This window comes from Pseudomonas putida (assembly GCF_028682455.1).
Taxonomy (GTDB): Bacteria; Pseudomonadota; Gammaproteobacteria; order Pseudomonadales; family Pseudomonadaceae; genus Aquipseudomonas; species Aquipseudomonas putida_AA.
The window spans coordinates 463,954-484,503 of record NZ_JANHLD010000001.1; the positions used below are offsets into that span (position 1 = coordinate 463,954).

Consider the following 20,550-nt stretch of genomic DNA (forward strand, 5'->3'; position numbering starts at 1 on the left):
TAGTCCCGTAGTCATGTACGGAATCAAGCGGTATGAAAAACAATTTGGAAAGCCTGACCATTGGCGCTTTCGCCAAGGCGGCCGGGGTCAACGTGGAAACCATCCGGTTCTATCAACGCAAGGCGCTGTTACCCGAACCGGACAAGCCCTACGGCAGCATTCGCCGTTACGGTGAGGCGGATGTCGCCCGGGTGAAATTCGTTAAATCCGCGCAACGGCTGGGCTTTAGCCTCGATGAAGTGGCCGGGCTGTTGAGGCTGGATGACGGTGCTCACTGCGATGAAGCGCGTGTGCTCGCCGAGCAGAAGCTTGGGGATGTGCGTGGCAAGCTCGCGGATCTGCGACGGATCGAGTCAGTTTTGGAGCAACTGGTTCACGACTGTTGTGCGAGCCACGGGACTGTTTCCTGTCCGCTGATCGTTTCGCTGCATGGGGACAACTCGGGCGTTAACCGAGGATTTCCCGTTGCGTAAGGCGCCCCTGTTGGTCGGCTTGCGCTTAGAAAAAAGCGGCGCTCAATGAGCGCCGCTGAATGGCCAAAGGAGCACTTGCAAAGGGCACAGTTTGGTATTGCTATTTGCCCTCGCGCCTCAGCAGAGTGGGCTCACGTTGCATCTGGTCGAGTAGCACAGGCTCTACTTTGCAGGCGGACAGGCGGGCTGCGCTTCGCTACGGCCTGCCGCCGTGGGGCCCAGTTGCTTAATCTCCTTGACGGTTTCCGCCACCAGGGTCGCTTCAGCCCTCTCGCGTGCAGCAATTCGCTCAATCGCTCGGTCGCTCCCGCCCTCGGCCCATACGGTGGATGACAGCAGAGTCGCACCCACTACCAGCAGCAGTCTTAGGTGTTTCATAACGGCGATCTCCTCTCGGGTTTTCGATCCACGATTCAACTCTACCTCCGTAGTTAAGTACGGAATCAAGGAGAGAGGAGATGAAGGTCCTGGATTATGGCGCTGAGAGGAAATGGCAGGGCTCCGCCATGAAGACGGCGATTGCTTCAGGGCCGTCTAGGGCTGCTGCTGGGTCGTAGTCGTAAATTTTTTCGCTCATTCTGACCTCCACTCGCTGGCGAGTTTTTTAGCCGCTTCAATATCACGGCTTTGGCTGCTTTTGTCGCCGCCGCACAACAGCAAAACGAATTCATCACCTCGCTGCTGGAAATAGGGGTTGGGGGAGCAACGGAACAGAAAGTGCACTTAAGCTCAGTCGCTGCCCCGCAAACCCTTGCAACGTCTGGATAGTTTCGAAAAACGACCGTTTTATGAAACCGTTTCCGCTATCGCGAGGAAAGGTCACCAACACCCGAAAATCAGTGCAATAAACCTTTCTCACGAATCAAAGTTCGTTAATTCGCAGTCGCTGACGAGTAAAACGAACTCTAATTCGGCTTACGTTGGTTTTCAGTTCCATTGCTCCCCAACCCCCGATGTCGCCCGGGTGAAATTCGTAAAGTCCGCGCAACGGCTGGGCTTTAGCCTCGAAGAAGTGGCCGGGCTGTTGAGGCTCGATGACGGCGCTCACTGTGATGAAGCGCGCGTGCTCGCCGAGCAGAAGCTTGGGGATGTGCGTGGCAAGCTCGCGGATCTGCGACGGATCGAGTCTGTTTTGGTGCAACTGGTTCACGACTGTTGTGCGAGCCACGGGACCGTTTCCTGTCCGCTAATCGTTTCGCTGCATGGGTAAAACGCTCTGCGTTGGCCAGTGGTTGTGAAGGGAACCAGCGGACAAGGTCTACGGCTGCCGCGGCTGTGAAGCCGCACCGGTCACCGCCGACAAACCGGCTCAACTGATCGAAAAGAGCATGGCCAGTCCTAGCGTCCTGGCGATGCTGTTGATCACCAAATACGTCGATGGTCTGCCGCTGCACCGCTTCAAAAAAATCCTCGGTCGTCACGGCGTCGATATCCCCCGCCAAACCCTGGCGCGCTGGGTGATCCAGTGCGGCGAGCACCTGCAACCGCTGCTGAATCTGTCTACGAAAACAGCCCGGCGTGCCGCGTCGGCACGAAGGCCGTATTGCGGTGCAAACCAGCGATACGCGTTGGTGCTCGGACGGCTTTGAGTTCCGCTGCGAGGACGGAGCCAAATTGAGCGTAACCTTCGCCCTGGACTGCTGTGATCGCGAGGCCATCGGCTAGGTCGCGAGCCCGACCGGGTACAGCGGCGATGATATCCGCGACTTGATGCTGGAAAGCGTGGAGAGGCGCTTCGGTGATCAACTGCCCGCCACGCCGGTGCAATGGCTAAGCGATAACGGCTCGGCGTACACCGCCGACCAGACGTGCCTGTTTGCTCGACAGATCGGCTTGCAGCCGGTGACCCCCCAGTTCGCAGCCCGCAGAGCAACGGCATGGCCGAGAGCTTCGTGAAGACGATCAAGCGTGATTACGTGGCGCACATACCTAAGCCGGATCGAGAAACGGCACTACGTAACTTGGCCAATCCCTGTGATCCTGCGTGGTCGTCTTACTTTGCCCAACGTCGAGCTGCGATAGACGTGGATTGATTGCCCGGTACTAGACCATGGTGCTGACGAAAGACTTGAGCCGGATGAGGCGCGACTCTCATGCCCGGTTCTTTGGGGGCGGTGGCGCAGTAATGCGCTGCTGTTACCCGACGAAAGTGTACTTAAGCCCTACCATCTTATCTCGGCGCCATAAACCAGGACCTTCATCTCCTCCCTCCTTGATTCCGTACTTAACTACGGAGGTAGAGTTGAATCGTGGATCGAAAACCCGAGAGGAGATCGCCGTTATGAAACACCTAAGACTGCTGCTGATAGTGAGTGCGACTCTGCTGTCATCCACCGTATGGGCCGATGGCAGTTCCGATCGCCTGTACGGTAAGATGATCCAGGCCAACGAGCAATCCATGCGCGAATACGCTAGCGCCCAAGGCAAGAACCCGCCAGAAGTCACTCACTACCGCTATGGCATGAAGCTCGACATCGCCAAGGTCATTCACGTCACGTCGACCAATGGCAACTGCGATGTGATGCCTGCGCAAATGACCTACGAGGATTCGAGCGGAAACCTGCATATTCTGGAGTACCGCGTATCAGGAACGGACTGCAGGAGCCAGCACTGAGCATTGTTGACGTGTTGCTGACGGAAAAGTAATTTTCACGTCACCCTGACGTTATTTTGCATGTGGAAGTATGTAAGAAGCGCACCCGGCTATGCCCGGCGCGCTTCGGCATATACACAACCGCACAATGAAAAATCTGCCAAAACATCAAGAGCGTTTATGAACAACAAGGCCCTGTTGGGACTTTCTCAGATCGTCTTGAGCATCAGCGCTGCGCAGGCTGCAATGGCCGCCGAGGAAAAAGGCGAGGGATTCATCGAAGGCAGCAGCCTGAGCATCCTCAATCGAAATTTCTACTTCAACCGTGATTTTCGCAAAGGCCAGTCCAGCAGTACAGGAAATGGCTACTCGGAAGAATGGGCCCACGGAGTCATAGGCCGATTCGAGTCGGGCTCGGCCAGGCCGAGGACAATTACTCCAAGCTCGGCGGCGCCGTAAAGACCCGTTTCCTGGACACTGAAATCAAAGTAGGCGATGTCTTCCCTGTCACGCCTGTCGTGCAGTACGGCGATTCGCGACTGCTTCCGGAAAGCTTCCGCGGCGTCACCGCATACAACACCAGTGTCGAGGGCTTGGTGCTACAGGGCGGACGCCTGCACGCGATGAGCCAACCCAGCTCCAGCAGCATGCGGGATGATTTTGCAACCTTCTACGCAGGCGAAGTCGGCTCTCCGTGGATAGTCGGCGGTGATTACACACCCAACGACAACCTTGGCTTCAGCCTTTACACCAGTTGTCTCAAGGATGCCTGAAACCAATACTATACCGGCACTACCTGGAGCTACCCGCTTGCAGATGATGTCGCCTTGGTCGGTGGTTTGAATTACTACAAGGCCGTCGATGAGGGGAAGCAGCTCCTCGGCAGTTTTGAGAACGATATCTGGAGCGGCAAGGTCGGCCTCCGTGTCGGGGCGCACACCGGCGAGGGACGGAGACGGCCGACGTGAACCAGATCGCTATTGTGCCTTGCTATCGCCCTTCGGGGACTCCATTCCAATGTGTTGGTTCATGTTCTCCATCATTGTATTGCAGTTTTTCATCATCTTGGACATTTCCTGCATGTCCATCATCGGCATATGGTTGCCGTCCATCATGTGCATGTCCTCACCCTTATTTGTCTCGGCACTGCTTTGGGCGGGGGCTTTGGCCTGTTCGGCAAATCCCGTGGCAACAGTTCCAAGGGCTATGAAGGTAGCAAGGACGGTGTAGGTAATGGCGTTACGCATGGCGACTCTCCTCATCTACGACCTTGGTTTCCAGCCAGGCTGTGTATTGAAGAGTTGATTGCTCCACTGTCCTCCTGTTTGGCTCCTTTGGTTTGGAGGATGGTTTCAGGCGCCTGAGGTAGGCGCCTTTTTCGGTCAACAAGTCTTCGGCTTCATCGCTCTGGACTCTGCGAGCTGGCTTGACAGCACCGCGTTGTCTTGCACGAGAAGCTGCTTTTCTGTGGCCAACTGGCTCAATTGGCTTTCAGTTTGGCTTAAGCGTTCCGCCAGCAGGCTTCGCTCCCGTTCATTGACGGCCAGGTAAGTCCGCGTCTCAGCCAAACGCTGCTCACCTTGGCCATGGCGCTGCTCCAGTGCCTGATGCGACTGTTGCAAGTCGGTGAATTGAAGTAAGACGTGTTCATGCGCAATCTGACTCTGCGCGAGCGTCGCTTGCGTCGTGAGCAGGGTGCTCTCTAGACGATCATGGTCCTGCACCAGGCGTTGTTCCTGCGCCTGCAGTTCGCCCAGGCGGGTTTGCTGCGCGAGCAGACGCTGCCGGAGCGCTGCCAATTCGTGTTCCAGGCGCTGCTGGCGTTGCTCAGTGGCCTGGCGCTCGTCGCTGCGTTGTTGCGCGACCGATGCCTGGTAGTGCTCAAACTGCTCCCGCGCTTGTTGCAGTTGCCGGGTCAGTGCGGCCGCCTCGGCGGCGCGGTCAGCCAGACGTTGTTCGAGCCCGGTCTTTTCACTGCCCAGGCTGGCCAGGGCGATCTCCTGACGCTGCAGGGTGTCAGCCAGCCCCTGGCTGCGCGTAGTGGCTACGGCAAGTGCCTGGGCCTGCTGCTCCTGAACGCTGAGTTGCGCGTCGCGCTCGACGAATGCCTGCTGCAACTGTTCCTGCAACGCGTCGGCCTCTGCCTGGTGAGCCGCTACGGCCTGCTGGAGTTGGACGGCCGCCTCCGCCTGAACTTTTTCGTACAGTCCTTTCAGCGCCAGGACCAGCTCCGCGGGCAATCCCAGTTCGGCCTGGGCCAGCGTGCCGGGATGCGCGGCTTTCCAACGCTTTAACAACGGAGCAATCGTGCTTTTGCTGCCCGTCCCACCCAGGGCGACGCGGATGCTGTCAATGGTGGGGTTGTGGCCCGCAGCCACCAGTTGGGTGGCCGCCTGGGCAACATGCAGGTAGAGGACGCCGGAACGGGCCATGAACACCTCGGATTTTTTCGTACCGTATTATGGAAAATGTAATACCTCGATTTAAGTACAGAATAGTTCAGCCGACTGAGACCGTCAGTTGACCCACGATAAGCGCGGTTATCGTGAGTTAAGTCATCGCGATCGAGGGTTGTGTCTATAATCTGCGGTACACATGGCCTAAACAGGCGCTTCGTGATGACAGCCGGCAATAATGACGAAAACCTCCCCACCAGGCGGCACGAAGAGCCGACAGTACTTGCGCGTACCCCCGGTACGCTCACCACCCCCGAACAATTGGCTGAGCAACATCAGCGTTTTCTCGCCGCCGCGACAACCGACAACACCCGGCGCACCTACCGCTCGGCCATTCGCCACTTTCTCGCCTGGGGCGGCGTGCTGCCGTGCGATGAAGCCGCGCTGATTCGTTATCTATTGTCTTTTGCGGAAGTATTGAACCCGCGCACCCTGGCCCTGCGCCTCACGGCGCTGTCGCAATGGCACCGTTATCAGGGTTTTCCTGACCCTACCGCCAGCGCCACCGTGGGCAAAACCTTGCGCGGTATTGAGCGGGTGAACGGGCGGCCTCGACAAAAAGCCAAGGCCCTGGTCCTAGAGGATCTCGAACGCATCGTGGTGCACCTGAACACGCTCGACGGACTGGCGACACTGCGGGACAGTGCACTGCTCCAGGTCGGGTATTTTGGTGCGTTCCGGCGCAGCGAATTGGTCACGCTGGAGATGCAATACCTCGAGTGGGAGCAGGAAGGTCTACGGATCACGCTGCCCCGTTCCAAGACCGATCAGGAGGGCGAGGGACTCGACAAGGCGATCCCATACGGCGACAGCATCTGCTGCCCCGCGACAGCGCTACGCCGGTGGTTGGACGCGGCTCAGATCGTTCAGGGGCCACTGTTCCGGCGCATCAGCCGCTGGGGCGTACTCGGCGAGGTGGCACTGCACGAGGGCAGCGTGAATACCATCCTGACGGCACGTGCCGAAGCCGCAGGGCTGTTGTATGTGCCCGAACTGAGCAGCCACAGTCTGCGTCGGGGACTGGCTACCAGTGCGCATCGGGCTGGGGCGGATTTCCTTGAGATCAAACGACAGGGTGGCTGGCGGCACGATGGCACCGTACACGGCTATATCGAGGAAGCTGGAGCTTTCGAGGAGAATGCGGCTGGCTCGTTATTACGACGCAAACCGTAGCCAAGGTTTGTAAGCAGGGCTGGTTAGAATCCCAAGTGGCCACCCTCTATTCTCGACCGTCCTTCCGCAGCACATGAGCAGTTCCCTTAAAAACAGTTACTTACAGAACGAATGTCCTAATTTTTGGCTTATCTCGGCACGCCCCCGGTGTACCGACCGGAAGTTCTGCACTGCTGCCGGTCCGCTATGCAAGCTGTGGCGGGAGGTACAGCCGACTTTCTGAGTGCAGCCATTCAAGCGCGAGAACGCAATCGACACCTTGCCCGCCCCATCGCAAGACGCTCGGTAGGCAGCACATTACTTCTCAAGGGGCTCGAGGCGGATGTCTCGGTTGTTCTGCATCCTGAACTTATGACCGCTCAGAATCTGTATGTCGCCCTGACGAGGGGCGCAAGGCACGTAGTGGTGTGTTCATCGAACCCCATCCTGATGCCTGTGAACAACGGCTGAGCCTTATTGTTGCGTTTGCGCACTTGACCTTGCCATCGTGTCAAGGTCGATACTGTCTGTGCGGTAACTTGAGCCGCGGACGAAATGAGGTGAGAGAGATGTTCAGCCTGAATGTTTCGGGTATGGGTTGTGGCAGTTGCGTCAGCAAAATCACGAAGGCCATCCAGACGCTGGATCAGGACGCACGCGTAGAGGTGGATCGGGCAGCCGGCAAGGTCACTGTAGAGAGCACAGAAAGTGCCGAATCGATCCGCGAGCTGATCCAGGAGCTTGGTTATGCGGCCCAGGTCAGCGCTTGAGCGCTGGCCTGCCGACCGACTAAATCTCCAGTTCTGAGAGCTCTTTCAGCCCGTGGATACTGGTGACCTCGTTAGTAAGGGTAAGCGGATTAAATGGTTGATCTTACCTTTGCATGAGAGTGAGACAGACCGGCATCTCATCGGATTATCTGGTTGATGCTTCACCTACTGCTGGTGCATGTTTCCTTCGCTAATTCCAGCAAGAACCCCACACGCCTCAACTTCCCGGTCATCGTTGCAACTCGCTCTCAGTGAAACGAGTTGTTTCTCAAGCGCTTGCAGAGCGGTTATCTGCGACCGCACATGAGAGATGTGATCATCGAGCAAGGCGTTGACGGCGGTACAAGGCTGATGAGGGTCGTCCTGATAGCGCTTTAGTTCGTGAATTTCTGCCAGTGACAGATCCAGGATGCGGCAGCGACGAATAAAGGCCAGCCGCTCAACGTGTTTCTCGGTATAGACACGGTAACCGTTGTCCTGCCGATCAGGCGGCGGCAACAAGCCCTGCTGTTCATAGAAGCGGATCGTCTGTGTTTCGACCCCTACCAACTGCGCCAACTGACCAATGCGCATCAGCCTCCTCCCAACGGATTCTTTACTCTATTGACCTTATAGTAGCTTTATAGTTTTAAATGGTACCACAACATTGTTCAAGTGGAGTCGTATCATGAGCAAATCCTGTGGTGGCGCCTGTGGCGGTGATGCAACGTCCGCAGCGGATACCGATATACAGGCCTCCTCCGAGGCGCCAGGGAGATGGGTCAGTGTTTATGCCGTGCCGAAGATGGACTGTCCATCAGAAGAACGAATGATTCGCCTAGCCCTGAACGGCTTTGAGGAGATTCGGGCGCTGTCCTTCGACTTGTCGAACCGCCGGCTGAAGGTCGTGCATGACGGCGAGGTCGAGCCCGTCACCTCGAAACTGAAGACCTTGGGGCTAGGCGCCTCGCTTCAGGAAACCGTCGCTGCAAATCCGGAGACCATCAAGGCCGCCGAGTTTTCGGCAGCTTCTGCTAAGCAAGAATCCGGGACCCTGCGCTGGTTGCTCGGCATCAATGCACTTCTGTTCGTGGTGGAAATGACTGCCGGTCTGATCGCCCGGTCCACCGGCCTGATTGGAGAATCCCTGGACAATTTTGCCGATGCGGCGGTGTACGGGCTTGCCCTTTATGCGGTTGGACATAGCGTGAAAATGCAGGTACGTGCCGCGCATCTTGCTGGTGTACTGCAACTGATCTTGGCTGTGGGCGTGCTCGTAGAGGTGGTGAGACGCTTTGTATTCGGTAGTGAGCCTGAATCGCTGGTGATGATGGCTATCGCATTCGTCGCATTGATTGCCAATACCAGTTGTCTGCTGCTCATATCCAAACATCGGGAAGGCGGGGCGCACATGAAGGCAAGCTGGATATTCTCGGCCAACGACGTGGTGATCAACCTGGGGTCATCACCGCCGGCGCCCTGGTCGCGTGGACCGGTTCCAATTATCCGGATCTGATTATCGGCACCATCGCGGGGGCATTGTACTTAACGGTGCCAGACGCATTTTGGCGTTGAAGGGTTAAATAATGCTCATTATTGGCAAAAGCTCTCGCCGTATGCCCTATTGTCCATATCGGGCCTGCTGGCAGCGTCTGATCAGGCTGTAAAGTGGCTGGTGCAGCAATCAATGGCCTATGGCGAGTATGTTTCGGTGACCCCGTTCTTTAACTGGGTGCACCTATGGAACACCGGTGCCGCATTCAGTCTTTTGCGAATGGTGGAGGCTGGCAGCGCTACTTTTTATCGGAATCGCGGTAGTGGTCTCGATTTTTCTGATCAAGCTGATCCTTGAAAATCGTCATAAAGGAGAAGCCATCGCTTACAGTCTTATCCTCGGTGGCGCCATGGGCAACCTGATTGACCGGGTCTTTCGCGGCTATGTTGTGGATTCCTTTGATTTCTATTGGCGAGACTGGCATTGGCCGGCCTTCAACCTGGCTGATATTGCAATTGTCCTCGGTGCCTTACTTTTCGTTTCCAGCAGCTTGTTGGGTAAAAAAGCAAACACCAATGCCGAGTCGGATGGATCTGACTGACACCTACGCCTATACAACACCATGACCGAACTTCCCGACAACATCCTTCACCTGCCGCAATACCAAGTACTGGGCTGCAAATCAACCGACGACGAAATGCACTTCCAGGTGGACGTGCCCGATCCCATCGCCTGCGAGGAATGCGGCGTGCAGGGTGAGTTCGTACGGTTCGGCAAGCGTGACGTTCCCTATCGTGATCTGCCCATCCACGGCAAGCGGGTCACTCTCTGGGTGGTCCGCCGCCGATACACCTGCCGGGCCTGCAAGACAACATTCAGGCCCCAGCTACCGGAGATGGTGGACGGATTCCGTATGACACTGCGGCTGCATGAGTACGTGGAGAAGGAATCCTTCAACCACCCCTACACCTTTGTGGCGGCACAGACCGGCCTGGACGAGAAGACGGTGCGCGACATCTTCAACGCCCGCGCCGAGTTCCTGGGGCGCTGGCACCGCTTCGAGACGCCCCGCATCCTGGGCATTGACGAGCTATACCTGAACAAGCGCTACCGCTGCATTCTGACCAACATTGAGGAGCGAACCCTGCTCGACCTGCTGGCCACCCGCCGCCAGGACGTGGTGACCAACTACCTGATGAAGCTGAAAGACCGGCAGAAGGTCGAGATCGTCAGCATGGACATGTGGAACCCCTACCGGGCAGCGGTCAAGGCTGTGCTGCCCCAGGCCCGTATCGTGGTCGATAAGTTCCATGTGGTGCGCATGGCCAACGATGCCCTAGAGAGAGTGCGCAAGGGCCTCAGAAAGGAGCTGAAACCGTCCCAGAGCCGGACTCTCAAGGGAGACCGGAAAATCCTGCTGAAACGCGCTCACGAAGTCTCAGACCGGGAGCGCCTCATCATGGAGACCTGGACAGGCGCGTTCCCGCAACTGCTGGCCGCCTACGAGCACAAGGAGCGCTTCTACGGCATCTGGGACGCCACCACACGGCTCCAGGCAGAAGCCGCCCTGGACGAGTGGATAGCCACCATCCCGAAGGGCCAAAAGGAAGTCTGGAGCGATCTGGTCAGGGCAGTGGGAAACTGGCGCGAAGAGACCATGACCTACTTCGAGACGGACATGCCCGTCACCAACGCTTACACGGAGTCCATCAACCGACTGGCCAAGGACAAGAACCGTGAAGGGCGCGGTTACTCCTTCGAGGTGATGCGGGCACGAATGCTCTACACCACGAAGCACAAGAAGAAGGCACCGACTGCGAAGGTCTCTCCTTTCTACAAGAAAACCATCGGTTACGGACTGCCGGACTTCGCAGAGGAACTCAACTACGGAGTCGATCTATCAACCATCTGAGGGTGGTATCAGATTGATGGGGTGAAGGTGCCCCATCAACCATTAAATCCGTATACCCGTTAGTAATACCTTCTTCCCCATCTCGGCCGCGAAGCCAGTTTGAGTGATTGCCTGGCTCGCGCATTTCCAGCGTGTCATAGGAGTAGCGCTTTCGCTTGAACAGGCTTTTCAATGCGGCGAACTCGTGGCTTTTCTCGTCTTCTATTCCGACGACTTTTCCTACAAGCGCCTCCCAATGACCTACGCCGTCGGCCAGCATCGCCTGGTAAGTCTCTGGGTCCAGCAAGGCTTGCTGTTTGAAATGAATGATGCGGTGTGTCATAGACGCGCTCGGGAGTGGCCAAAGAGAAGTCGCTAGCCTATAGGTTCCGGGTCATTCGTGAATAGTTGCCCTGAGCTTTAGCAAACCTTCGTTGACCCACAATTTCAACCAAGTTGCGGCCTGCAGGGGGCTTGCTCTCCATGTGTTGCGCTCAATGACTCGCAGAGTTCGGCGAACGATCCACCCTCGACGAAAAACCGCAATGCTGACGCCTCTTCTGGCTCCAGGCTTCGGTACTGGCATACGAGGTTATGACGCCAGACCAGACAGTCTCGATTCCCGGCTGGTTGGGTGGCAACGGGAAGCAGATCCCCAGACTTGGCAGCCTTCCACAGCGCCAGGGTGTTGTACTGCAATCGCAGCCATCTGGCAGATGGAGTCAGGGAAACCCTGAATGAAACCCAGTCTTCAGCCGAAAACTCACTGATGGCCTGCAGTGAAAGCGCTTCGACGTCCTGCGCATCGAAAGCCAGTGTAAAAGCCCACTCAAGCTCCGCGAGTTCGCGAATCGGTGAAAGTTGAGGTTCCGCAATGTAGCTGCCAATAAACTCGGGCAGCTTCTCACCAAGCCAGCGAATGCTGAAATGCCGTGGTGGCCAGGCGGTGAAATAGGCCAGTGCGAGTTGCTCGAACGACTCTTCTCCCAGCCATTGCTGCAGCGCCGGGAAATCCTCGCGCAGCACCGCCAGCAGGCGCGAGCGATAGGCGTTATGGTAGATCCGCAGGCCTTCGAGGGCACTCAGCGCAGTGCAACCCCGGACTTGCTCCAAAAGCTCGTTGGAGGGCAGGGCACCATCTGTCAGGTAAGTTTCAAATGCAGTCTGTAAGGCGCTCAGGCTCAAAGGGTTGCCCTCGATATCACGCCATTGGCGATAGCTCGGGCATGCTCCAACTCGGATAACAGATCCTCGAACGGTGGAAAATGATCATCCCGCTCGATCAACGTCGACGTTGGACCCAAGTAGCTCAAAGTCTTGCTGTAGAGCGCCCAAACCGGGTCAGCGATGGGCTGGTCGTGGGTGTCGATGAGGTATTGCCCGTAATCGCTATGCCCGGCCAGATGAATTTGACGAATCCGCTCGTGCGGCAATTCCAAGATGAACTGCCATGGGTCAAAATCCTGATTTCGTGCGCTGACGTAGACGTTGTTCACGTCAAGGAGCAATTCGCAACCGGTCAGGAAACTCAGTTCCGAGAGAAACTGCGATTCGCTCATGCTGGACGTCTTCCACTGCACGTAAGAGGAAACGTTCTCCAGCACAATGGGACGTTCCAGAACATCCTGCACTAGACGCACCCGCGCGGCGACATGCAGCAGGCTTTCTTGGGTAAATGGCAGCGGCAGCAGGTCGTGGAGTTGATGGGCGTTGCCGCGACTCCAGCACAAGTGGTCGGAAACCCACTGGGGCTGTATCCGGTCCGCCAGTTGCTTGAGCTGTCGTAGGTAGCCCATGTCCAGGTTATGTGAACCGCCGATCGACAGCGATACTCCGTGCATCACCAACGGGTATTGCTCGCCAATCGCATCGAGAAAGTAGAGGGCCTTGCCACCGCCCACCAGGTAATTCTCGGAAATGATCTCAAACCAGTCGACCGCAGGTCGCTGTTCAAGAATCTGCTGGTAATACTCACTGCGAAGGCCAAGACCGAACCCCAGTGTTTTGTGCTTACTCATTCAAGACTCCAGCAGGGGAGTGGCAGGCACTCCCCGCAACGGCATTATTCGCTGGTCTTACCACCGGCCTCATCGCACTTGGCCTGAGTCATCAGCTTGAAACCCTGGCCTTTACATTCTCCCTGGCCTTTGCAGGCATTTTTGGCGGTCATGCAGTCGTTCTGGCCCTTGCAACCGTTGACGCCGAAGCACTTCACTTCAGCTGCTTTGGTGTCCTGGGCGGCCTGGACAGGCAGGGTAGCAAACAGGCTGGCGGCCACGAGAGCCAGAGCGGCACCGGTAGCGACGTTGGATTTATTCGACATAGTGACAATCTCTCTTAATTGTTGGTGGTCTTATCCGCGGGTGCGAATGACCCTGAGTAGCTTAGGCATCGCTGCCGAGCATGCCCTCTCAAGAAATTCGCAAGGCTTTATGAGGGCATGAAAGACAGTACCGAGCCTTCTGGATGGGCTACAAGAAAGAAATAGCAACCTGACAGAACTGTAATGTTCGGCTCAGGTTGCTGACAGGCTCTCTTAGTTAACGTGACATCGAGCCTAAAGCTCGGCCTCTGCAGTTGCAGGGACCACTTAACTTACGAGGAATACCCAAAATGAAATCGATCAAAGCTCTGCTTGTAGTTACTGCTCTGAGCATCTCCAGCTTGGCAATGGCTGAAGGTGGTGCTGACCGAACCTTCGCGCGCATGGAGCAGGCACGCCAGACGTCTCTGGAGGCCTACCGGGTGGCCCAGCAGCAGAAAGTTGAGGCTCCTGTAGCCAGCAGTCCAACCGAGCAAGCAGAGCACACCAACTGCTGAAGTCATCTACCTTACAGAAATGTAATCACCCGGATGGTTGGGATATGGCAGTTTCATACTGCTCATCGTCGGTAAGGCTTGTGCAATGCACCGACGTGGAAAGTTGAGGGGTAAATCCCCGACATTGAAGCAGCCATGAACCCGAGACCGGGCACACCATCACCGGCTCATTTGACGGATTGGACAAAACGGCATGCAAAGCAAAACCACAAGGCGCACCTTCGTCAAAGGCCTGGCAGCCACCGGTATTATCGGCGGACTTGGCCTGTGGCGCACGCCGGTCTGGGCGGTGAACAGCCCCGGCCAGCCCAACGTACTGACTGGTAACGAATTCGACCTATTCATCGGTGAAACCCCGGTGAACATCACCGGCGCAGCGCGCACGGCCATGACCATCAACGGCTCGCTCCCTGGGCCGATTCTTCGTTGGCGCGAAGGCGATACCGTCACATTGCGCGTGCGCAACCGCCTCAAGGAGGACACCTCCATCCATTGGCACGGCATCATCCTGCCGGCGAACATGGATGGCGTTCCTGGCCTGAGCTTCCATGGCATCGCCCCTGATGGCATGTATGAGTACAAGTTCAAGGTCAACCAGAACGGCACCTACTGGTATCACAGCCATTCTGGGCTCCAGGAGCAGGTCGGCGTATACGGTGCGCTGGTCATCGATGCCAAGGAGCCCGAGCCCTTCAGTTACGACCGTGATTACGTCGTGTTGCTGAGCGACTGGACGGATGAAAATCCAACGCGGGTACTGGCCAAGCTCAAGAAACAGTCGGACTACTACAACCAGCACAAACGCACCGTTGGTGACTTCATCGATGACGTAAGCGAGATGGGTTGGTCCGCCGCCGTAGCCGACCGTAAGATGTGGGCCGAAATGAAGATGAGCCCGACTGATCTCGCCGACGTCAGTGGCTACACCTACACCTACCTGATGAACGGCCAGGCACCTGATGGCAACTGGACCGGCATATTCAAACCAGGCGAAAAGATCCGCCTGCGCTTCATCAACGCCTCGGCGATGACCTATTTCGATGTGCGCATCCCGGGCCTGAAGATGACTGTGGTTGCGGCCGATGGTCTGCACGTCAAACCGGTCAGCGTCGACGAGTTCCGTATCGCCGTGGCCGAGACCTACGACGTGATCGTCGAACCAGACAGCGAACAGGCGTATACCGTGTTTGCACAATCCATGGATCGCACTGGCTATGCGCGCGGCACCCTTGCTGTACAGGAGGGGTTGAGTGCACCAGTACCCAGCCCCGACCCGCGTCCGCTGATTGCCATGGGCGACATGGGTATGGATCACGGCAGCATGGGCGGTATGGATCACGGGAACATGGCCGGGATGGATCAGGGCAATATGGCGGGAATGGATCATGGCAGCATGCAGGGTGGCATGGCTGGTATGGATCACAGCCAGATGGCCGGAATGGATCATTCAAACATGGCTGGCATGGCTGGCATGGCTGGCATGGCTGGCATGGCTGGCAACATGCAGGCACACCCGGCCTCAGAGACCAACAATCCTTTGGTCGACATGCAGACCATGACGCCGACGCACAAGCTGGACGACCCAGGTATCGGCCTGCGTGATAACGGCCGGCGCGTGCTGACGTACTCTGACCTGCGCAGCACCTTCCCTGATCCGGACGGGCGTGAGCCAAGTCGCACCATCGAGCTGCACCTCACCGGGCATATGGAGAAATTCTCCTGGTCCTTCGATGGAATCAAGTTCTCTGACGCCGAGCCTCTACGCCTCAAGTACGGCGAGCGTGTTCGCATCACGCTGGTCAACGACACCATGATGACTCACCCGATCCATCTTCATGGCATGTGGAGTGATCTGGAGGATGCGAACGGCAATTTCCTGGTGCGTAAACACACCATCGACATGCCGCCAGGTTCCAAGCGCAGCTATCGGGTGACCGCCGATGCGTTGGGGCGTTGGGCCTACCACTGCCACCTGTTGCTCCACATGGAAATGGGCATGTTCCGTGAAGTCCGTGTGGATGAGTAAAGGAGATTTCTGATGAGTACTTTTATGAAGCGTAATGCCCTGTTTGGCAGCGCAGCGATGTTCAGTTTTTTGGCTGCTTTGTACGCGCCGACGTCATTGGCAGGTGAGGGGCACAGCGAGCACGAACAACATGCTGCCGAGTCGGCTGCGCCCGAGGCCATCAGTGACAAGCCTGCAGATCAATCGAAAGGCAAGGCCGCTGGCCAGCAGATGGATCATGGCACCATGGATCATGAGGGCATGAACCATGACGATATGGGGCACGAGAAGATGATGGATAAGCATGGCGGCACCGAAGCCGAAGCAGGTTCGAACCATGACCACTAGGTTTTCACGCCCGTCCCTCATAGCGCTGGTCGTGTCGCTGAGTGCACTCAGCGGCGGCGTTACCCAGGCTGCGGAAGAAATGGATCATTCGGCAATGGGGCACGGCTCCATGTCGATGGACCACAGCCAGATGGGCCACGGTTCCGCCAAAGCGCCGATGGAGGGCATGGATCACAGCAAGATGGATCATGGTGCCATGCAGAGCGAATCGGGCAGCATGGACCATAGCCAGATGGGCCACAGCCAGAGCCAAGAGAAGGCCCCAGCCATGGACCACAGCAAGATGGGACACGGCACCATGCAGGGACAGATGGAGGGCATGGATCATTCGAAGATGAACCATGGCTCCGCTGAAGCCCCGAGAACTACCAGTCGTACGCCGATTCCCGTTCTGACGGATGCTGATCGCCAAGCGGCTTTCCCGCCACTGCCTGGCCACAAGGTGCATGACAGCGCCATCAACAGCTTTTTCCTGCTCGATCAGCTCGAATACCAAGACGCAGATGAGGGCAGCACCCTGGCCTGGGATGCGTCGGGTTGGGTAGGCGGTGATATCAACCGGGTCTGGTTCCGCTCCGAAGGCGAGCGTACCAACGGCGTTACCGAGGACGCTGAATTACAGCTGCTGTACGGCCGCTCGATCGGCCCTTGGTGGGATGTCGTCGCGGGCGTCCGCCAGGACTTCAAACCGGAGTCGCCGCAGACTTGGGCCGCCTTCGGTATCCAGGGCATGGCGCTTTACGCCTTTGAGGCCGAAGCCACGGCCTTCGTCGGCGAGAATGGCCAAACTGCTGCCCGACTGGAGGGCGAGTACGACATTCTGCTGACCAACCGGCTGATTCTCCAGCCAACTGCCGAAATGAACTTCTACGGCAAGAACGATCCTGAGCGAGGTGTGGGGTCCGGGTTGGCCAATACCGAGCTCGGTTTACGTCTGCGTTACGAGATTGTCCGGCAGTTTGCCCCCTATATCGGGGTTTCTTGGAGCCGCTCCTATGGCAACACGGCAGACATGGTGCGCGACGAGGGCGGTGATGTAGACGAGGCGCGTTTTGTCGCCGGTATCCGGATGTGGTTTTGAGAACCTGACATGAAAAGAACAATTAAAACTTTGGTGGCGGCCGGCGTGGTCGGTAGCACAGCTGTCCTGGCCGGTGCCTACTTTGGCGTGGTCAACGTGGGGGCCGACGATCCCCATTTTCCTGCAGTGCATGCGTTTCTCACGATGGCCCGTGACCGCTCTATCGAAGTCCGTTCGCGGAACATCGAGGTTCCCAACCTGGATGATCAAGCTCTTATTCGCGCCGGTGCGGGCAACTACAACTCCATGTGTATCGGCTGTCATTTGGCGCCAGGTGTGGCGGAGACCGAGCTAAGCCAATCGCTTTATCCTGCGCCTCCCAACCTCGCCAAAATCGGTGTCGATGGCAATCCGTCAGCAGCGTTCTGGGTGATCAAGCATGGCATCAAGGCAACGGGTATGCCTGCGTGGGGCAAGAGCATGGGCGATGAGTACATCTGGGGCATGGTTGCCTTCCTTGACCAATTGCCGGCGATGGATGCCAAGCAATACCAAGCACTCGTCGCATCCAGTGGCGGCCATCAGCATGGTGGTGGGGAAACGCAAATGCACAATCATGAAGGTCAGCACGGCGACAACAAGCCTGGCCATCATGGCAATAGCGGCGGTGGCGAAGACCATCATGGAACAGGTGATGCCGGAGAGCCTGGCCATCACGATGCCGCGGCTACTGATAGCGAGGGTGGCTCCGCACCTGAGGCAGGTCACCATTCGGACATGAGTAGCGATGACCACCATGCCGGGGATGAGGCCGCCCCAAGCGGCGGAGACCATCATTCCGAGCAAACTCCGAATGCCTCGCCCAAGACCCATACCCACGCCGATGGCAAAGAGCACGTGCATGAAAGCTAAATATCTGGCCTTGCTGGCCGCTCTCTCCGTCACATCTGCAGTTCAAGCCGCTGATGCCCTGACGATTGATGTCCATCGTGATGCTAATTGCGGATGTTGCAAGAAGTGGATCTCACACCTCGAAGCGAATGGCTTCAAAGTCGTCGACCATGTCGAAAGCAACATGACGGCAGTGAAGCAAAGTCTGGGCGTTGCGCCGCGGTTGGCGTCTTGTCACACCGCGGTGATTGACGGCAAGTTCGTCGAAGGTCATGTGCCGGCGGCTCAGGTCATCGAACTCACCAAGCGCGATGATCTGCTGGGCATCGCTGTTCCCGGGATGCCGGCGGGCTCCCCCGGCATGGAAGTCGATGGCGTACAGCATGCCTACCAGGTCATTGGCTTGACCAAGACGGGTTCTGATCAGGTCGTTGCAGAATATCCCGCCCAGTAGTACTGCCTGCCAGCACGGCCGCTTGTGTGTAGTGGCCGACTCATTTTCATACGTCCTTTAACCTAAGTAAAAAAGGCGCCCTAGGGCGCCAAGGGCTGTCTCCAAACCAAAGGAGCACTACGAGGGGACAGCAGGACCAAGGAGCGAGCGGGCAATCAACCCGCTCGCTTGCCAGGGTTAGAGAACTTCCAGCGGGTACTCGACAATCAGGCGGAACTCATCCAAATCCGACTCGAAGTCGGTGGCGCGAGTCGTGGCTTGTCGAATGCGAAAGGACATGTCCTTCAACGACCCAGACTGCACAACGTACTTGGCCTCGATGTCCCGCTCCCAGCGCTTCTGGTTGGTCAACGGATCGCCGTTGTCATCACGGCGCATATAGACTTCGTTGGCGTTGCTGTAGTCGGCATCCCAGCCCTGGGCATATCGAGTCATGAAGCTCAATCCAGGCACACCGAAAGGCTCCATATCCAGGTCATAGCGCACTTGCCATGACTTCTCCTTCGGCGAGTTGAAGTCGCTGTACTGGATGGAGTTGTCGAGGTAGATGGAGTCCGATTGGCGCAAGTAGTCGAAGTCATCATCGCCATTGTTGCGCTGGAGACCCACCAGCACTGTATGAGCGCCGAATTGGATGCCGACCTTGCCGCTCCAGATGTTGTTATCGAAGCTCCCGAGGAGCTGCCTCCCTTCATCGACCGCCTTGTAGTAGTTCAGCCCGCCGATCAAGGCGACATCGTCCGCAAGCGGGTAGCTCAGCGTGGTGCCCGCGTAATATTGATTCCAGGCATCCTTGAGGCGGCTGGTGTAGAGACTAAAGCCGACGTTGTCATTAAGCGTGTAATCACCACCGAAATAGGCGATCCATGGCGAGTCCACTTCGCCCGCGTAGAAGGTAGCGAAGCCGTCGCGCATGCTGCTGGTATTGGGTTGGCTCATCGAGTGGAGGCGACCGCCCTGAAGCGACAGTCCTTCCACGCTGCTGTTGACCACGGTGACACCTCGGAAACTCTCCGGTAAAAGCCGTGCATCACCGTATTGGACGACCGGGCTGACGGGAAAGACGTCGCCTACCTTGATCTCGGTATCCATGAACCGAGTTTTCACCGCGCCCCCCAGTTTTGAGTAGTTGTCCTCAGCCTGCCCGAGGCTGTTGTAAGGCATCACGTCGACTGAGCCGCCTGCTCCAGAACGGCCGTCGCCGGTGTCAAGCTTGAGCCCTAGCATGGCAAAGGCATCGACACCAAAGCCTATGGTGCCCTCGGTGAAACCAGACTCGAATCTGCCTATCACGCCATGCGCCCACTCTTCCGAATAGCCATTACCCGAGCTGCTGGACTGGCCTTTACGGAAATCGCGGTTGAAGTAGAGATTTCGATTGAGAATGGTCAGGCTGCTGCCTTCGATAAATCCCTCGCCTTTCTCGCCGGCGGCCATTGCAGCTTGCCCGGTACTGACGCTCAGAGTGAGCAGAGAAAGTCCTAACAGGGTTCTGTTATTCATAAATGCTCCTGATGTTATTGGCAGTTGTCATTGTGTGGTCGCATATATGTGCCAAGCGCGCCGGGCATAGCCAGGCACGCCTTGGTCATATTTCCACATGCCAAATAACGTCAGGGTGACTTGGAAATTACGGGTAAGCGGATTAAATGGTTGATCTTACCTTTGCATGAGAGTGAGACAGACCGGCATCTCATCGGATTATCTGGTTGATGCTTCACCTACTGCTGGTGCATGTTTCCTTCGCTAATTCCAGCAAGAACCCCACACGCCTCAACTTCCCGGTCATCGTTGCAACTCGCTCTCAGTGAAACGAGTTGTTTCTCAAGCGCTTGCAGAGCGGTTATCTGCGACCGCACATGAGAGATGTGATCATCGAGCAAGGCGTTGACGGCGGTACAAGGCTGATGAGGGTCGTCCTGATAGCGCTTTAGTTCGTGAATTTCTGCCAGTGACAGATCCAGGATGCGGCAGCGACGAATAAAGGCCAGCCGCTCAACGTGTTTCTCGGTATAGACACGGTAACCGTTGTCCTGCCGATCAGGCGGCGGCAACAAGCCCTGCTGTTCATAGAAGCGGATCGTCTGTGTTTCGACCCCTACCAACTGCGCCAACTGACCAATGCGCATCAGCCTCCTCCCCAACGGATTCTTTACTCTATTGACCTTATAGTAGCTTTATAGTTTTAAATGGTACCACAAC

The 20,550-nt window shown here is 57.0% G+C and carries 20 protein-coding genes and 9 pseudogenes; 18 read left to right on the forward strand and 11 right to left on the reverse strand.

Translation table 11 applies throughout. The features are described 5' to 3' along the window. Positions 1-32 precede the first annotated feature (32 nt). Positions 33-473 (forward strand): Hg(II)-responsive transcriptional regulator, encoded by a 441-nt coding sequence (merR, locus tag NPS58_RS02185; protein ID WP_003131870.1) that lies wholly within the window; start codon positions 33-35, stop codon positions 471-473. 162 nt (positions 474-635) lie between these two features. Here the strand turns inward: merR and NPS58_RS02190 are convergent, their stop codons facing one another. Both NPS58_RS02190 and NPS58_RS02195 read right to left on the reverse strand, forming a co-directional pair. Further along, positions 636-851: a co-regulatory protein PtrA N-terminal domain-containing protein gene (locus NPS58_RS02190; protein ID WP_017849619.1), complete on the reverse strand. Its 216-nt coding sequence runs from the start codon at positions 849-851 to the stop codon at positions 636-638. A 195-nt stretch (positions 852-1,046) separates the two neighbouring features. Next, a pseudogene (locus NPS58_RS02195) lies at positions 1,047-1,163 on the reverse strand (type II toxin-antitoxin system RelE/ParE family toxin); the annotation flags it as partial. 262 nt (positions 1,164-1,425) lie between these two features. Between NPS58_RS02195 and NPS58_RS02200 the strand changes: the two are divergent. The 5 genes and pseudogenes from NPS58_RS02200 to NPS58_RS02220 form a co-directional block, all read left to right on the forward strand. Next, a pseudogene (locus NPS58_RS02200) lies at positions 1,426-1,683 on the forward strand (MerR family DNA-binding protein); the annotation flags it as partial. 43 nt (positions 1,684-1,726) lie between these two features. After that, positions 1,727-1,972: pseudogene (locus NPS58_RS02205) on the forward strand (IS66 family transposase); the annotation flags it as partial. A 13-nt stretch (positions 1,973-1,985) separates the two neighbouring features. Continuing rightward, a pseudogene (locus NPS58_RS02210) lies at positions 1,986-2,440 on the forward strand (DDE-type integrase/transposase/recombinase); the annotation flags it as partial. 314 nt (positions 2,441-2,754) lie between these two features. Continuing rightward, positions 2,755-3,087, forward strand: a complete 333-nt coding sequence (locus tag NPS58_RS02215) for a DUF2790 domain-containing protein (RefSeq protein ID WP_033979951.1) — start codon at positions 2,755-2,757, stop codon at positions 3,085-3,087. A 159-nt stretch (positions 3,088-3,246) separates the two neighbouring features. After that, positions 3,247-4,007, forward strand: a pseudogene (locus NPS58_RS02220) (OprD family outer membrane porin); the annotation flags it as partial. A gap of 36 nt (positions 4,008-4,043) precedes the next feature. Here the strand turns inward: NPS58_RS02220 and NPS58_RS02225 are convergent. Together NPS58_RS02225 and NPS58_RS02230 are read right to left on the reverse strand one after the other, a co-directional pair. After that, positions 4,044-4,313, reverse strand: a complete 270-nt coding sequence (locus tag NPS58_RS02225; protein ID WP_033979952.1) for a hypothetical protein — start codon at positions 4,311-4,313, stop codon at positions 4,044-4,046. Positions 4,314-4,448: 135 nt separating this feature from the next. Continuing rightward, entirely contained in the window at positions 4,449-5,498 is a 1,050-nt protein-coding gene (locus NPS58_RS02230; RefSeq protein WP_011154388.1) for a DNA-binding protein, read from the reverse strand. 186 nt (positions 5,499-5,684) lie between these two features. On the opposite strand from NPS58_RS02230, the gene NPS58_RS02235 reads away from it, so the two are divergent. The 3 genes and pseudogenes from NPS58_RS02235 to NPS58_RS02245 all read left to right on the forward strand — a co-directional run bounded on the left by NPS58_RS02235 (position 5,685) and on the right by NPS58_RS02245 (position 7,444). Continuing rightward, on the forward strand, positions 5,685-6,695 hold the full coding sequence (locus NPS58_RS02235; RefSeq protein ID WP_077747747.1) for a tyrosine-type recombinase/integrase: 1,011 nt from the start codon (positions 5,685-5,687) through the stop codon (positions 6,693-6,695). A gap of 147 nt (positions 6,696-6,842) precedes the next feature. Continuing rightward, positions 6,843-7,145 (forward strand): annotated as a pseudogene (locus NPS58_RS02240) (ATP-binding domain-containing protein); the annotation flags it as partial. A gap of 98 nt (positions 7,146-7,243) precedes the next feature. Then, positions 7,244-7,444 carry a heavy-metal-associated domain-containing protein gene (locus NPS58_RS02245; protein WP_003139539.1) on the forward strand — a complete coding sequence of 67 codons (201 nt, stop codon included), beginning with the start codon at positions 7,244-7,246 and terminating at the stop codon, positions 7,442-7,444. A 165-nt stretch (positions 7,445-7,609) separates the two neighbouring features. Here NPS58_RS02245 and cadR (NPS58_RS02250) read toward each other — a convergent pair whose 3' ends face one another. Further along, positions 7,610-8,017, reverse strand: a complete 408-nt coding sequence (cadR, locus tag NPS58_RS02250; RefSeq protein ID WP_010794431.1) for a Cd(II)/Pb(II)-responsive transcriptional regulator — start codon at positions 8,015-8,017, stop codon at positions 7,610-7,612. Between the two features lie 94 nt (positions 8,018-8,111). Here cadR (NPS58_RS02250) and NPS58_RS02255 point away from each other — a divergent pair. The 3 genes and pseudogenes from NPS58_RS02255 (at position 8,112) to NPS58_RS02265 (ending at position 10,830) form a co-directional block, all read left to right on the forward strand. Beyond that, a pseudogene (locus NPS58_RS02255) lies at positions 8,112-9,006 on the forward strand (cation transporter). Positions 9,007-9,009: 3 nt separating this feature from the next. Continuing rightward, positions 9,010-9,519: pseudogene (gene lspA / locus NPS58_RS02260) on the forward strand (signal peptidase II). Between the two features lie 21 nt (positions 9,520-9,540). Beyond that, a complete protein-coding gene (locus NPS58_RS02265) occupies positions 9,541-10,830 on the forward strand; it encodes an ISL3-like element ISPpu12 family transposase (protein WP_004574636.1) in 1,290 nt (429 codons plus the stop codon). Here the strand turns inward: NPS58_RS02265 and NPS58_RS02270 are convergent. The 4 genes and pseudogenes from NPS58_RS02270 to NPS58_RS02285 all read right to left on the reverse strand — a co-directional run bounded on the left by NPS58_RS02270 (position 10,799) and on the right by NPS58_RS02285 (position 13,132). Then, on the reverse strand, positions 10,799-11,152 hold the full coding sequence (locus NPS58_RS02270) for a hypothetical protein (protein ID WP_075044229.1): 354 nt from the start codon (positions 11,150-11,152) through the stop codon (positions 10,799-10,801). The genes NPS58_RS02265 and NPS58_RS02270 overlap by 32 nt on opposite strands. 51 nt (positions 11,153-11,203) lie before the next feature. Continuing rightward, positions 11,204-11,994, reverse strand: a pseudogene (locus NPS58_RS02275) (putative DNA-binding domain-containing protein). Next, positions 11,991-12,827 carry a DUF692 domain-containing protein gene (locus NPS58_RS02280; RefSeq protein WP_024616824.1) on the reverse strand — a complete coding sequence of 279 codons (837 nt, stop codon included), beginning with the start codon at positions 12,825-12,827 and terminating at the stop codon, positions 11,991-11,993. Before NPS58_RS02280 ends, NPS58_RS02275 begins: the two are co-directional and overlap by 4 nt. Positions 12,828-12,871: 44 nt before the next feature. Next, positions 12,872-13,132 carry a membrane protein gene (locus tag NPS58_RS02285; RefSeq protein ID WP_004577564.1) on the reverse strand — a complete coding sequence of 87 codons (261 nt, stop codon included), beginning with the start codon at positions 13,130-13,132 and terminating at the stop codon, positions 12,872-12,874. A 290-nt stretch (positions 13,133-13,422) separates the two neighbouring features. On the opposite strand from NPS58_RS02285, the gene NPS58_RS02290 reads away from it, so the two are divergent. The 6 genes from NPS58_RS02290 to NPS58_RS02315 all read left to right on the forward strand — a co-directional run bounded on the left by NPS58_RS02290 (position 13,423) and on the right by NPS58_RS02315 (position 18,348). Then, on the forward strand, positions 13,423-13,629 hold the full coding sequence (locus tag NPS58_RS02290) for a co-regulatory protein PtrA N-terminal domain-containing protein (protein ID WP_003139535.1): 207 nt from the start codon (positions 13,423-13,425) through the stop codon (positions 13,627-13,629). A 193-nt stretch (positions 13,630-13,822) separates the two neighbouring features. Beyond that, entirely contained in the window at positions 13,823-15,655 is a 1,833-nt protein-coding gene (locus NPS58_RS02295) for a copper resistance system multicopper oxidase (protein WP_102689661.1), read from the forward strand. Positions 15,656-15,667: 12 nt separating this feature from the next. After that, positions 15,668-15,982 (forward strand): hypothetical protein, encoded by a 315-nt coding sequence (locus tag NPS58_RS02300; protein ID WP_024616826.1) that lies wholly within the window; start codon positions 15,668-15,670, stop codon positions 15,980-15,982. After that, positions 15,972-17,063, forward strand: coding sequence for a copper resistance protein B (locus tag NPS58_RS02305; protein ID WP_024616827.1), 1,092 nt, complete (start codon positions 15,972-15,974; stop codon positions 17,061-17,063). Before NPS58_RS02300 ends, NPS58_RS02305 begins: the two co-directional genes overlap by 11 nt. 9 nt (positions 17,064-17,072) lie before the next feature. Further along, positions 17,073-17,915 carry a c-type cytochrome gene (locus NPS58_RS02310; RefSeq protein WP_024616828.1) on the forward strand — a complete coding sequence of 281 codons (843 nt, stop codon included), beginning with the start codon at positions 17,073-17,075 and terminating at the stop codon, positions 17,913-17,915. Then, complete coding sequence (locus NPS58_RS02315; protein ID WP_024616829.1) at positions 17,905-18,348, forward strand: DUF411 domain-containing protein; 444 nt, start codon at positions 17,905-17,907, stop codon at positions 18,346-18,348. Before NPS58_RS02310 ends, NPS58_RS02315 begins: the two co-directional genes overlap by 11 nt. A gap of 177 nt (positions 18,349-18,525) precedes the next feature. Here NPS58_RS02315 and NPS58_RS02320 read toward each other — a convergent pair whose 3' ends face one another. Both NPS58_RS02320 and cadR (NPS58_RS02325) read right to left on the reverse strand, forming a co-directional pair. Then, positions 18,526-19,851 (reverse strand): OprD family porin, encoded by a 1,326-nt coding sequence (locus NPS58_RS02320; RefSeq protein WP_024616830.1) that lies wholly within the window; start codon positions 19,849-19,851, stop codon positions 18,526-18,528. 218 nt (positions 19,852-20,069) lie between these two features. Continuing rightward, positions 20,070-20,477: a Cd(II)/Pb(II)-responsive transcriptional regulator gene (gene cadR / locus NPS58_RS02325; RefSeq protein WP_010794431.1), complete on the reverse strand. Its 408-nt coding sequence runs from the start codon at positions 20,475-20,477 to the stop codon at positions 20,070-20,072. Between the last annotated feature and the right edge of the window lie 73 nt (positions 20,478-20,550).